At 54.5% G+C, this 13930-nt stretch carries 9 protein-coding genes; 4 read left to right on the top strand and 5 right to left on the bottom strand.

What is annotated here, in order from left to right; genetic code table 11:
* Nucleotides 1–162: 162 nt before the first annotated feature.
* From OZX75_RS05230 to OZX75_RS05245, 4 genes are all read left to right on the top strand, one after another.
* Entirely contained in the window at nt 163–1221 is a 1059-nt protein-coding gene (locus OZX75_RS05230; RefSeq protein ID WP_277145622.1) for a Gfo/Idh/MocA family protein, read from the top strand.
* A 260-nt stretch (nt 1222–1481) separates the two neighbouring features.
* Nucleotides 1482–2678, top strand: a complete 1197-nt coding sequence (locus OZX75_RS05235) for an ATP-binding protein (protein ID WP_277145623.1) — start codon at nt 1482–1484, stop codon at nt 2676–2678.
* 103 nt (nt 2679–2781) lie between these two features.
* Nucleotides 2782–3207, top strand: a complete 426-nt coding sequence (locus tag OZX75_RS05240; protein ID WP_525930281.1) for a (deoxy)nucleoside triphosphate pyrophosphohydrolase — start codon at nt 2782–2784, stop codon at nt 3205–3207.
* Nucleotides 3200–6376, top strand: coding sequence for a DUF3427 domain-containing protein (locus tag OZX75_RS05245; RefSeq protein WP_525930229.1), 3177 nt, complete (start codon nt 3200–3202; stop codon nt 6374–6376). The genes OZX75_RS05240 and OZX75_RS05245 overlap by 8 nt, the downstream gene beginning before the upstream one ends.
* A gap of 46 nt (nt 6377–6422) precedes the next feature.
* Here OZX75_RS05245 and brnA read toward each other — a convergent pair whose 3' ends face one another.
* The 5 genes from brnA to OZX75_RS05270 all read right to left on the bottom strand — a co-directional run bounded on the left by brnA (nt 6423) and on the right by OZX75_RS05270 (nt 13908).
* On the bottom strand, nt 6423–6674 hold the full coding sequence (brnA, locus tag OZX75_RS05250; protein ID WP_277145625.1) for a type II toxin-antitoxin system BrnA family antitoxin: 252 nt from the start codon (nt 6672–6674) through the stop codon (nt 6423–6425).
* A complete protein-coding gene (locus tag OZX75_RS05255) occupies nt 6652–6924 on the bottom strand; it encodes a BrnT family toxin (RefSeq protein ID WP_277145626.1) in 273 nt (90 codons plus the stop codon). Before OZX75_RS05255 ends, brnA begins: the two co-directional genes overlap by 23 nt.
* A gap of 519 nt (nt 6925–7443) precedes the next feature.
* Nucleotides 7444–8559, bottom strand: coding sequence for a zinc-binding dehydrogenase (locus OZX75_RS05260; RefSeq protein WP_277145627.1), 1116 nt, complete (start codon nt 8557–8559; stop codon nt 7444–7446).
* Between the two features lie 331 nt (nt 8560–8890).
* On the bottom strand, nt 8891–9766 hold the full coding sequence (locus OZX75_RS05265; protein WP_277145628.1) for an aldo/keto reductase: 876 nt from the start codon (nt 9764–9766) through the stop codon (nt 8891–8893).
* A 65-nt stretch (nt 9767–9831) separates the two neighbouring features.
* Nucleotides 9832–13908, bottom strand: coding sequence for a thiol reductant ABC exporter subunit CydD/CydC (locus OZX75_RS05270; RefSeq protein ID WP_277145629.1), 4077 nt, complete (start codon nt 13906–13908; stop codon nt 9832–9834).
* Nucleotides 13909–13930: the final 22 nt, after the last annotated feature.

Below are 13930 nucleotides of genomic sequence, written 5' to 3' on the forward strand. Positions count from 1 at the left end.
GAATCAAAGATCCACGTATTAGGTGTCGCAAACGATAGGGTTGCGGCACCTTTTTATACGCCATACAGCTCAAAGACCCGTTTCCGTTATTCGGCGATCATATGAGGAATACCCTCTTCTAGACTGGTCATATATTCATTTGCGATGCGCAAGGAGATAACAATGAGCAGATTGAACGGTAACCGCACCGAAGCGGAGGAAAAAGGGCTCAAAGTCAATGTCGCGATTTTGGGCGCGGGCGGCATCGCGAAATCAATGGCCGATACGCTGGTGAAGATGACCGGCGATCCGCGATATAGCAGCTTGATCGAACCGTATGCGGTCGCCGCGCGCGACGCCGGCCGAGCCTCGGATTTCGCGAATAAATACGGGTTCGATGTCTCGTACGGTTCCTACGACGAGCTGCTGGCCGACCCGAAGGTCGACCTCGTCTATATCGCCACGCCGCACGCGCTGCATGCCGAGCAAGGCATCGCGTGCCTCAAAGCCGGCAAGAACATCCTGGTCGAGAAGTCGTTCACCGCCAACACCGCGCAGGCGCAGGAACTACTTGATGCTGCCCACGAGACCGGGCTGCTCTGCTGCGAGGCCATCTGGACGCGCTACATGCCCTCGCGCGCGCTCGTCGCCGACATCATCTCCTCCGGCGAAATCGGCGAAGTGCAGGCCGCGACGGCCAACCTCTGCTACCCCACCACGCACAAGGCCCGCATGACCGACCCCGAGATGGCAGGCGGGGCGCTGCTCGACGTCGGGGTCTATCCGCTGAACTTCTTCGACATGGCGCTCGGCGCCGACACCAGCGAGCGCACGATTTCCGAGATCGAGACCTCCATGGTCCCCTACAAGACCGGCGTGGACGCGACCGATTCCATCGCCCTGCACTACAGCGATGGCGTGATGGCCACGGCCACGGCCTCGATGATGTGTCCTTCGGACCGAACCGGGTCCATCTGGGGCACCAAGGGATACATGGTCTGCCAAAATATCAACAACATCGAAGGCATCGACCTCTACGGTCTCGACCATCGCCTCACCCGCCATGTCGACGTCCCCGCGCAGCTCACCGGCTACGAGTACGAGGTGGCGAGCGCCGCCAACGCGATCCTCGACGGCAAGAGCGAGTGCGTTGAGATGCCCCACGCCGACACCCTGCGCATCATGAAGCTCATGGACCAGATCCGTGGCGAGTGGGGCCTGAAGTACCCGTTCGAACAGTGACGGTGTTTAACGCACGAGCAGCACAAAGGTCGTGAGATACAAAACCAGAACCGGCGGAAACTCGCCAATCCAGTGTTCGTATCTCACGACCTTTGTGCTCAGCACTTCCAGCGACAACTACCACGGGGCCAGAGTCCAATAAGTTGAAAAATACTTTTTAACTTATGCACCTTCTTAACCAAGTTGAAAAATACTTTTTAACTTGATATATTTTTACGAGAAGTTAAAAAACACTTTTCAACTTATGCATTCGAGGCATCATGATCGACAGACCGCAATATCTCCATCACTTGGAACAATGGCGGGACAAGCCTGTCATCAAGGTGGTCACCGGCGTGCGGCGCTGCGGCAAATCAACCATCCTGGAACTGTTCGCCAATCGCCTCATCTCGACCGGGGTGCCCCGCGACCACATCATCTCCGTCAATCTGGAACAACTTGAGAACGAGCCGCTGCTCGACTATCACCGGCTCCACGAATTCATCATCGAGCATTGCCAAGGCACGGGAACACACTATGTGATGCTTGACGAAATCCAAAATGTGCCCGACTTCCAAAAGGTCCTCGACAGCCTGCAGACCCACCCGGACATCGACCCGTACGTCACCGGCTCGAACGCGATGCTTCTGAACGGCACGCTCGCCACGCTCATTTCTGGCCGATACGTAGAGATACCGGTCATGCCGCTTTCGTTCGCCGAGTACTGTTCAGCGGCGCCGGAAGCGGAATCAATCCAACGAACCTGGTCACGCTACATCCATGACGGGTCCTTCCCCGCTACCACAGAATTCGACGGCGACGACACCCTCATCCACGACTATCTGGAAGGCATCCTCAACACCATTCTCATCAAGGACGTGTCACAACGTCTAGGAAGCACCCGCACCGGAGCGGTGGAGGCGGTCACTCGTTTCATGTTCGACAACATCGGCAACCTGACGACGGCGAAAACCATCAGCGACACGATGACCTCGTTCGGCACCCGCATCTCTGCGCCTACGGTAACCAATCTGTTGGAGGCGCTTTGCTCCGCGTTCATCCTCTACCCGGCCCAGCGCTACGACGTGAAAGGCAAACGCATCCTCAAGCAGGAACGCAAATACTACGCCGTCGACATGGGGCTGCGCCGCATACTCGTTTCCGGCAAAGTCCGCGATACCGGCCGAATCTTGGAGAACATCGTGTTCCTCGAGCTCAAGCGACGCGCAGGAACGGTATACGTCGGGCAAAGCACCGGCGGAGAAATCGATTTCGTCACCAATGGCGTGGATGGCCCAGCCTACTATCAGGTCTCGGAATCGGTCCACAACCCCAAAACCTTGGAGCGCGAGCTCTCCTCGTTCCGCTCCATCGACGACAACTACCCCAAGACCCTCATCACCCTGGACGACGAACGCCCCACCAGCCACAACGGCATTCGTCAGGTTTACGCCCTTGATTGGCTGTTGGAGGGATAAGACCAAAAAACTTGTGCGCCGAATAGCGACAGACCGCAATTCCCCACACGAAAGAAACGTCATTCTGCGCTATCCTGGACATAACGTTTTCTCAAAGGATGTTATTGATATGGATACTGCACCAGTGCAGGTTGTCGGAGCTGCAATAAGAAGGAACGACACAATTCTTTGTGCACAAAGAGGACCGGCAAAATCCTTGGCTGGGTATTGGGAATTTCCTGGCGGGAAAATCGAACGCGGTGAAACACCAGAGGAAGCGTTACGACGTGAAATCAAAGAAGAACTGCTCTGTGATATCAAGGTTGGCTCCAAAATATGCTCAGCTCAGCAACACTATGATTTCGGGACCATCGAACTTACCACCTTCTTATGCTCCCTTGTCGACAGTGAACCCGAACTCACTGAACACACCCAGCTTCGTTGGATCCCCCAAAGCGAACTCAAAACACTGAATTGGGCTCCGGCCGATCGAGAAACAGTGCAACATCTAGTGGTGGAGAACCGGACAGGTGAGAAAGACGATGACTGAACACGAAGCAAACAAGGAAAACATGACTTACGAAACCGCGCCTTCGAACGATTCATTGGTGGAAGCGATAACCTCAGGATTCATCCATCAAAATCCCAATGCCGACAACACCCTTACTCCGACCCTTATTGCGAATCGCAATGGGTTGACCATGGAGGAATCCATAGAATCCGAGTTGGATCAATGTCATGATTTTGACATGTCTGTCGCATTCCTCAACAATGAGGAACTCAAAAGCCTCAAACAATATTTTCTGAATTTCGGTAAAGAAACAAGCGAGCGATCAGGTCGCATCATTACCTCTACCTATAACTATTTCAACAAACCTGAAGCCTTCAAAACCCTTCTGCAAATTCAGAATTGCACCAATATCAAGATATATATTTGGCAAGCCGATTCTGAAAATCATGGTTCGACCTCGATACCAAGCTATCGTTATCATCCAAAAGGGTATGTCTTCCGTCATCGCACCGAAGGCGGAAAAGAACTGGATTCAACCTACATTGGCAGCTCGAATCTGACATCCAGCGCGCTCAAGCTTAACAAAGAATGGAACCTCAGAGTTTCCTCACAGACCAACAGCGGTCTGACTCAACAAATCAACAACGAGATCGATGACCAGTTGAGTGAATCAGTCCAGCTCACGGACGAATGGCTGAAACAATACGAGGAAGATTTCAAACATTATGCTCCTGTGCAACGCGTCCTGCCACAGCCTAAAATCACGACGATCGAACCCAACGCCATGCAGCAGGAAGCGCTGATGAATCTGGCTCAGCTGCGAAAAGCCGGAGAAAGTCAAGCCATCATCGTTTCGGCCACGGGAACCGGCAAAACATATCTTTCGGCATTTGATGTACGACAATGCAGACCAAAGCGAATGCTTTACGTCGCCCAGCAGCAACAGATACTCAAGAAATCCATGGAGTCCTACCAAAAAGTGCTCGGCTGCGAAGATGAAGATCTAGGCCTGCTTTCCGGAACAAGCAAGCAGGGCAATCGCAAATATGTTTTCGCGACAGTGCAAACGCTGGTCAACAATCTGGATTCCTACGAGCCAAATTCCTTTGACTATATTCTTATCGACGAGGCGCATCATTCCGCAGCAGATTCCTACAGGAAAGTGCTAAATCACTTCACGCCGGATTTTCTCCTCGGCATGACGGCGACGCCAGAACGGACCGACGACGCCGACATCTTTGGCCTGTTCGGCAACAACATTGCCTATAACATTCGTCTCCAACGAGCGTTGGAAGAGAACATGCTGTGCCCGTTCCATTATTACGGCGTCCATGAGTATATCGAGGACAAGCCTGATCCAAATACGATAGGCGAACTCAATAGAAGCATTGACGTGGCACAAACCGGAGAGCGCACGGCACTCAACGGATGGATACAGAAATTGGTATCGCCTCAGCGCGTCCACTACATCATCGACAGATTGCAAACTTATGAAGATCCAGGAACTCCGGTAAAAGGCTTGGTCTTTTGTAGCTTGCAAAAAGAGGCGAAAGAACTCTCGGCCTTGTTCAATGCTCAATGGAATCAGCAAGCCGAACGCAAATACCACACGACAGCTGTCACCGGGGATAATGCAGTCGACCGAGACGAAGCTATCAGACAGCTTGAAAAAGGAGAACTCGACTACATCTTCACCGTCGATCTCTTCAATGAAGGCGTCGACATTCCCTCGCTGAACCAGATCGTCATGCTGCGTCAGACCAAATCCAGCATTATTTTCACCCAACAGCTTGGCCGCGGCCTGCGTAAATACCCCGGTAAAGAATCCGTCACCATCATCGATTTCATCGGCAACTACGCGAACAACTATCTCATCCCTATTGCCCTCTATGGCAATACTGGCGATCGGGACATCGAACGTAAAAATCTGCAGCGAAAATCGATCGGTCTTTCTTCGGTAAGCTTCGATCCCATTGCCGAGAAAAGGGTGTTGGCATCGATCGATAAGGCGGATCTCTCCGAAATGCGGTTACTTTCCAGCCAATACCGGCAGCTACGAAACCAGCTGAACCGCATTCCCATGCTCACCGATTTTGCCAAAACGGATCCGTCATTAATCTGTACATTGGCGGACAAGAAGGATAGCTATCTGCAATTCGTCCGTTCCCGCGAGCAGAGCCTTTCCCGTGGCAAGAACACGCAGACATCATATCTCGAGTTGCTGCAACCCACCGACGCGCGGGAAGACGGGGTTCTTAAAATGCTGACCTCAACATTACTGCGCGGATTGAGACCACATGAATTAATGGTTCTGGCAGACCTTTGCGATATCACGTTGCCGGACACATCCAACACCTCGGTTGAGCATCATATCGCTCGTTACCTTGGGCCAGATTCCAATCACGAGCTCTCAGCCGAAAATCTGAGAGCAACGCTATCGGCTCAATTCCCCCAGGCGGACAACAGCCCGGAGCAGATCGCACAAGCATTCCACGTGCTTGATCTGACGTATTTCACTACGAAAAACAAAGAACGTTTCGGCAATGTGCCACTGATACGTCAGACCGAAAACGGTACATTCATCATCGAGGATTGGCTGCTGCAATCGCTACGCTCAAATTCAACGTTCGCCCAGTTCTTCGCCGATACCATACAAGCAGGCCTGTTTAACTGCCAGGAACGATACAAGCAAATCTCAAATACGTCACTCGAACGCACACGCGGATTCATCTATGGAGAGAAATACAGTATCTTCGACGTCATGAGGCTGTGCGGATGGAAGAACGAGCAGGTACCGCAAAACGTGGGCGGCTACAAGCTTGACCGTGAGACGGATTCATTGCCCATTTTCATCAAGTACGAAGCAAGCCAGTATGGTGACCGATTCCTCAACACCAGCGAAATCGAGTGGTTCAGCAAGAATCAGAGAACGTTGAACTCAAATGAATTTGTCTGGCTCATGACCAATGCCAAAGGACCGGAATGGCAACGTTCTCACTTCGTCCCGATCTTCATTCGTCGTAAACAAGAGGAGAAGGAAAAGACCTATTATTACGTGGGCCATGTCGCCGCCGTCACCGGCATTCATCCGGACCACAACCTTGCCGACGACGGAAGAGAGCTGAATGTCGTCATTTCTACGCTTCGTCTCGACAAGCCCGTTGACCCGGAACTGTTCAGACACCTGACCGGCAAATCCGCCCTATAATGTCAAACCATTCGTTGTATCGAGTTGCACATGCAAATACCTTGGCTCACATCGCCCGCATACGATCAGCACGCTCGGTGAGCCAAACCTTGATGACGGCTTGGCGACTGATGCCGACGCGCGCAGCCTCGCCATCAAGGACGCCAATTAGCCATTCCGGCATCTGAAGGCTCAGAGAACGTTGCTCTTCCTTATCTTTATTGGGCTTACGCAATGTACTCATATCGGCATAATCAAGTATGCTCTCGTCACCATTGTCAAAAATGCGGTCGAGTTCAGCTGCTTTTCTCATTTTCATATATCCGTTCCTCCTTGGGATGCGAACGTCTAACACTGATAATTCTTGTACGATCTTTGCGATAAGTGATGATGGCGGTCCAATGCTTGCCGCGCATCATGCCGACAATCGCCCAACGTGGCTCATCGGTATAAGCAAGACGCACTTCGATGAAATCCGGATCGTCCCATAGCACTTGTGCCTGTTCAAAATCAACGCCATGCTTGACAAGATTTCGTGAGCTTTTATCCGGGTCATATTCAAAATCCACTCGTCATCACCTCCTTTATCTTTCTTTTATTTTAATATTGTTATTATATCAAAGTGATCCCATATATAATATTTATTTGCTATAGAATAAACTGACTTCTTCACTGAGGTCGAATCAGTAGCTTTCGCATTTATGCCGATACCAATGCAAATCCCATAAAACCAACATCGACTAGCACTATCACTTCATATAGCACCCTACATTGACTCAGTTCTCAAAACGTCGCAAAAGACGGTGTTCGTAATGCGTAAAACGTCGCAGAAAGTACCCTTTGCAATACGTAAAACGTCGCAGAAAAGCGCGCAAACCTTTATATTCCAACGGTTTACAAGACCACTGGCAAAAGCATAAAAAAACAGAGATTTTACTTATTAACGATAGGCATAAAACACCTCATCAACCAACATTGGCCGGGCTTGTTACGGAGGAGCAAGACCGGCCAATGAGGGTTATTCAATTATCGATACGCATTCGGCGACCGCGACGAGTGGGGCCGGTGCCGAACGCGAAACTAAGCAATCAGAACTCGGTGATGACAGAACGGATGACCTTGCCCTGCTTGAGCTGGACGTAGGCCTCGTCGATCTGGCTGAGGTTGATGTGCTGGCTGACGATGTCGTGCATGTTCAGGCGGCCGTCGACGGCGAGGTCGGCGTACATCGGGATGTCGTGCTTGATGTTGGTCGAACCCATCCACACGCCCTTGAAGCCGCGCTGGTGCACCAGCAGGTCGGCCGGGTTGATCTCAAGGTTGATGGTCGCGTCGGGCTTAGCCAAGCCGATGCAGTAGGCGGTTCCGTCGACGCCGAGCATATCCCAGCACTGCTTCATCGTAGACTCGAAGCCGATGGCCTCGAACGCCTCGTCGACACCGCCGTCGGTGAGCTCGCGAACCTTGGCGACCGGGTCCTCGTTGGAGGAGTTGACCACGTCGGTGGCGCCGAACTTCTTCGCGAACTCGAGCTTATTGTCGAGCAAATCGATGGCGATGATCTTCTTGGCGCCGCAGATGCGAGCGCCGGAGATGATGTTGAGGCCGATGCCGCCGGTGCCGACCACGGCCACGGTGTCGCCGGGACGGACGTGCGCGGTGTTGATCGCGGCGCCGGCGCCGGTGATGGTGGCGCAGCCGATGCAGGCGGCCTCGTCCCACTTCACCTCGTTGTTGACCACGGCGAGCTGGTTCTCATGAATCAGCGCCTTGTCGGCGAAACCGCCGGTGCCGAAAGCCTGCGTGATCGGGCGGCCGTCCGGGAAGGACAGGCGCGACTTCTCGCCGGGCTTGCGCACGCACTCCTGCTGCTGCGAGCAGGACTGCGGATGCCCGTTCAGGCAGTTGGCGCAATGGCCACATACCTGCTCGAGCGAAGCGACGACATGGTCGCCGACCTTGATGCCCTGGACCTCGGGACCCACAGCCTCGACGATGCCCGCGACCTCATGGCCGATGACGGCCGGGAACGGGAAGAACTGGTCATCATCCTCGACCAGATGCAGATCGGAATGGCACAGACCGCTCGCCTGCACGTCCACCAGTACCTCGGCGCCGATCGGGTCGTCGATGATGATCTCCTCGGGCTGGGCAAATCCCTTGCCGACGCCGTACGCTACGGATGCTTTGATCTTCTGAGGCATGGTTATGCTCCTCTATAGTTCTATAGTTGAAATGTAACGTAGGTCACATTACAGCATCGAATCCGACTTTTGCAACCGTCGGCGAATCGTCGCGTTTCCACAACAATTGCAAACATTCGCAACGCAGAAGAATCACATCACATAACCAGCAACCGCACATAAACGCAAATAACAGCTCAAAATATACCATCGTTCACAGTCGCAAAAAGCCGCTCGCGCCGCACGACTTTCTCACGTAATACCCTGACGCCAGTACTCACGGAGCACCCTCACGCGACACCCTCAAACGGCATCCTCACGCGACATCGTCACACGACGCCATCAGACGCCATCACGCATAGGTGAACGTCATCGGATCGTGACCAGCGCGAGTCGGCCCGTCCAATGCGTCGATCTGCGCATGCTCGTCTGGCGTCAAAGCAAAGCCGAAGAGATCGAGGTTCTCGCGCTGGCGATCGGTATGGACGGACTTGGGGATGATGATGGTGCCGTTTTCGATATGCCAACGCAGGATGGCCTGAGCAGACGAAACACCGTGGGCTGAAGCGATGCGGGCGATGGTGCCGTCGCCGGCGTTGAGGTCGGCGCCGCGGGCCATCGGCGAATACGCCTCCACCGCGATGCCGTGCTCACGGCAGAACGCGACCACTTCGCGCTGCTGCCAGGTGGGATGCAGCTCGATCTGGTTGACGGTCGGCCACTCCCCCGTTTCGCGGTGCAGCCGCTCGAGATGCTCCGGCAGGAAATTGCAGACGCCGAGCGTACGCACACGCCCTTCGTCGCGCAGCTTCATCAGCGCCTTCCACGTCTCGCCCGAACGCCAGTTGAAAGGCGTCGGCCAATGCAGCATATACATGTCGACGTAATCGAGGCGCAAATCACCCATCTGGCGGTCAAAGGCCTTGAGCGCGTTGTCGTAACCCTGCTCGGAGTCCTTGAGTTTGGTGGTCACCCACAGGGTCTTGCGCGCCTGGCCAGTATTGAAGCCCGTTTCCGCAAGCGCACGGCCGACGCCCGGCTCGTTGTTGTACCCCGCGGCAGCGTCGATATGGTGGTATCCGACCTCAAGCCCGGACTTGACGACGTCGGTCACCTCATCATCGCCGATACGTAGCACACCCAGCCCGACCTGTGGAATCATGTTGCCATCACTCAACGTGACATTCGGAATTTCCGGTGCAGTTCCAACAGTTTCTTCAGCACTCATCGCAATAGCTCCTTTTGTCGTCAACTGGTATCCAGACTACTAGCCAACCCGAAAAACCGCGCCGGCTAGAGCGTGATGACGCGATCGGCGATCTGCATGGTGGAAGCGCGATGGGAGACCAACACGATGGAGACCGGGCGCTCGTTGGCCAGCGTGTTGATGGAATGAAGAATCACCGATTCATTCAAAGCGTCGACACGACTCGTAGGTTCGTCGAACAGCACCAAGGAGGCGCCGGTAAGGAAGATTCTCGCCAGACTGATGCGCTGACGTTCGCCTTCGGAAAGTCTGTAGCCGAGCTCGCCCACCTTCGTGTTCAGGCCGTCCGGCAAAGCCTCGATAAGACTATCGATCGAAGCGCGTTCAAGCGCCTCATGCATCTGCAAATCAGAGGCATGCTGGTCGGCGATCAGAAGATTATCGCGAATCGTTCCGTCGAACAGATACGTGTCCTGATCCATCATCGTCTCCACACGGCGGCGATAATGCGCCTCGACGCCGGCCAAAGGTTCCCCGGAGAAATCGACGGCGCCGCCCTGCGGGTCCCAATAGCGCATCATGAGCTTCAAGATCGTGGATTTGCCATGTCCAGACGGGCCTTGCACTCCAAGAATCCCCGAGTGCAACGTGGTGAGGTTGAAGTCTTTCAGCACCAACGCAGAAGCAGGAATGGAAGTTGAACCGTTGGAAGAAAGCGGATAGCCGAAAGTCACATCCTTGAGCGAGACGGTTTCGAATTTCGGCGTGTCCTTTCCGGTCTCTTGAACCGCAGGCACTTCGTCGAACAAGGCGAACATGCGCCTGGCAGCCGCCAACGGTTGGTTGAGATTCCCGGGCAAGTCGCTCAACGCAAGAGCAGGGCCGAACGAGCCGAAAATGAGCATCACTGCAACCACACACCTGGCCATCGAGACAGGATCGGCCGTAACGATGCCGAACATGATTCTCACCGCCACAAATGTGGCGGCCACGACACAAACCGCGCCAAGACCACCGAACACGCCATCTTTGCGGCTCAGCCTGCCCTCGAAAAGCCACAGACTTTTGTCTTCCGCGATGATATCGGTCAGACGACGGCGGCCTTGGTTGAATCTGATGATCTCATCCATACCGTGCATATCATCGATAAGCCTGTCGCCGAGTTTGGCGGAATCGGAACGAATTCTCGCACCTATCCCGCGCACATTACCCGTATAAAGCCGAGGCAAGACAAAGCCTACGACCAGATGGGCGGCAATGAGCAACAGCGCGAACCAAGGATCGAGGGTGAACAGCGCCACCGCAAACACCACCGAAGTCGTCACCGCGATGACGACAGGAGAAATGGCGTGGGCAAAGAACGTCTCGAGCAACTCGACATCGGAGGTCACCAACGTCGTCAAGTCGCCTTTGCCTCGTCCGGCCAGTTTCGCCGGGGCAAGACGACGAAGGGATTCGAAGGCCTTTGAGCGGAACAGCGAGACCACACGGAAGCTCATCTCGCGGTTCATATATTCCTCGGCATAATGCATGAAGCTCTTAAGAATGGCACACACCACCACGCCAACAATTGCGAAGGCGACATTCACGCTCCAAACCGGATGGCCGAAGAACGCCATCAAAGCCAGTACGCCGAAAACAGGCATGAAGGTTTCCGCAAGCCGTTCAATGGTCCCGCATAGGCTTGCACCGACGATGAACGGGGTCAGGCGCCCGACGCATCCGAGCAGCCTCAACGTCAGATGGAAGGTTCCCATCTGCTTGTTTTGGGTGCGAGGACGATTGGCGACGTCCAGTATCGCATCTGCTTCATCGTGTTGTTTTGCAGGTTCGTCACTCCGTTTTCCATCGGAATGCCGACTGATCGCCGTGGCCGAAACAGGGTTGAGCGGAGAAGACGCGGTGACCACGGACTTTTTCAGTGAAGTCTTTCCCCCGGCATATTTCAGGCGCTGCGCGCGATCCGTGGTGGCTTTGCCCGTTGCAACATGTACACGAGCGGCTTCGGTTTTTACCCGATGCCCGGCCGCGGCAACAGCGTCCGAGCGATGACGCGTCTGCTTCGTATTCGTTTTATTCGTTTTATCCGTTTTGGTTTTCGCGGCATCTCGAGTCTCAGGCCGATTGCCGAAATCATCGAACTCGTCATGATCCTGATAATCGAGCAACCCAAAATCAAATGGCCTGCGCACCTCATGTTCGGCGGATCGGGGCTTGGCATAGGCACTTCCCCAGCTGTTACGATGCGAGACATGCTCGATTGATGCCTGGGTGGCGAACATCGTGGCGTATCGGCCTTCAATGGCCATCAGTCCGTCGTGAGTGCCGCTTTCCACCACACGTCCGCCGTCCAGAACGACGATATTGCTGGCATCCCTGGCCTGAGAAAGACGATGGGTGATGACGATGACCGTATGCGTTCTGGCCAAATCGCGGATTGCGACATCGATCAGTTCCTCGCTTTCGGCGTCGACACTGCTGGTGGCCTCGTCGAACACGTAAATCGGGCTGTCACGCAGCAACGCCCTGGCGATGGCAAGACGCTGACGCTGCCCGCCCGAAAGATTGCCGGCGTCCGGTTCTACACGCATATCGAGTCGCTGAGGCTGGGAATAGACGAAATCGTCGATATGGGCGCCTTCAAGCGCGAGCCACATTTCGTTGGCCGTGGCATCGGGCTTGGCCATCAGAAGGTTTTCGCGCAAGGAACCGGTAAAGAGATGACTGCGGGAATCGACGAGTGTGACCGCATCGCACAGCGAACGGTTCTTGAGACTGTGCAATTCACAGCTGCCCACGCTTCCCAGCACGCGGTAACCCAGTCGGATCGAACCAACATAATCGTTGCGGGTACCGGCGATCAGCGCGCCGATGGTGGATTTGCCGGAACCGCTCACCCCGACAATGGCGGTGAAACCGTTGGCACGGGCACTGAAACTAACACCGTCCAAGGCTTTGTGAGGTTGAGAGCCGTCGCCGTCTTTGTGTCCGGCCGCGTTTCTTACAGCAGCGTCATTTCTGCAGACAGCATTATCGACAGACGCAGCATTGTCGGATTCGGAATCGACGGGCTCATATGTGTAATCGACATTGCGGAAGGTAATCGAACAATCCTCTACGCCTTGCGGCAATGCCGCCTGTCCGTCCCCGGTCACCGGGACATCCAGCATCGCATAGATCCGTTTGATCGAAGCCAACCCGTTCAAGGCCGTATCACAACACATTGCAAGACGACGCAACGGGACGAAGAAACTGACACAAAGCAGTATGGTGACCAATGCGGCGGGAAGCTTCAGATGACCGCTGGCCACCTGGGCGATGACGATGGCAATGGCACCTGCAGTGCCGCCATAAGAGACCAGGTCCAAGGCGAAGTGCGAGCGAAGTTCAAGGCGAAGGACCTTCATGGAGGTTTTTCGGAAATCTTCCGATTTCCGGTCCATACGTCGGGCGGCAGCCTCGTCGGCGTCGAAGGTCTTCAGCGTTTCCAGCCCCTGAACATTGTCGAGGAACGTGGCACCCATATCCGTGTATGCGTCCCAATATCTATCAAATGCGCGAGAAGTGGCCACCGACACCCACCAGACGATGCCGATGACGATGGGAACGCAGACCAGAAGCAAACCTGCCGTCGGTGCGTTCAACGGCAGAATCGTCACGAACAGCGTCAAAGGACCGAGAACGGCGAAAACCAACTGGGGCAGATAATCTTCAAAGTAACTTTGTATATGATCGACGCCTTCGCCCAGCGATTGCACGACATCGGCGGTTTTCACGTGCTCCGAATACGTAGGGCCCAAATCGAGCATCTTGTTATACAGACGTTCCCGCAAGGCGATTTTGACACGTTCCGAAGCTTCGGTACCGAAGAAATGCGAGGCACGTATGGCCAGGTATTTGATAATCGCGACGACCACCAGCGCGAAGATGAAGGCCGAATAACCTTGCGGCACGGCCTGGAAATCCTTCAGCAGCTTGTTGACGAGCGACGGCTTGACACCGTCGTTGGCACTGGTAAGCACCGGAAAAAGATTGCCGAGCAGACCAACGGCGATGAACGCGAATCCGATATCAGAGAGCAGAGAAACCCAAAGGCTCAGCACTTTCGCGACGACGAATGCGCCACTGCGGTCAACGAGGGTGAAAAGCCGACGGTCGAACATAAAAGCACCTTTCCAGCGGCAA

Origin of the sequence: Bifidobacterium sp. ESL0800 (genome assembly GCF_029395355.1) — a bacterium.
In the GTDB taxonomy this organism is placed as follows: Bacteria; Actinomycetota; Actinomycetes; order Actinomycetales; family Bifidobacteriaceae; genus Bifidobacterium.

Excerpts from the sequence above, each read along its gene's own strand:
- OZX75_RS05270 (WP_277145629.1), bottom strand. The coding sequence starts at position 13,908 with ATGTTCGACCGTCGGCTTTTCACCCTCGTTGACCGCAGTGGCGCATTC.
- OZX75_RS05260 (WP_277145627.1), bottom strand. The coding sequence starts at position 8,559 with ATGCCTCAGAAGATCAAAGCATCCGTAGCGTACGGCGTCGGCAAGGGA.
- brnA (WP_277145625.1), bottom strand. The coding sequence starts at position 6,674 with ATGAAAATGAGAAAAGCAGCTGAACTCGACCGCATTTTTGACAATGGT.
- OZX75_RS05235 (WP_277145623.1), top strand. The coding sequence starts at position 1,482 with ATGATCGACAGACCGCAATATCTCCATCACTTGGAACAATGGCGGGAC.
- OZX75_RS05245 (WP_525930229.1), top strand. The coding sequence starts at position 3,200 with ATGACTGAACACGAAGCAAACAAGGAAAACATGACTTACGAAACCGCG.
- OZX75_RS05230 (WP_277145622.1), top strand. The coding sequence starts at position 163 with ATGAGCAGATTGAACGGTAACCGCACCGAAGCGGAGGAAAAAGGGCTC.
- OZX75_RS05265 (WP_277145628.1), bottom strand. The coding sequence starts at position 9,766 with ATGAGTGCTGAAGAAACTGTTGGAACTGCACCGGAAATTCCGAATGTC.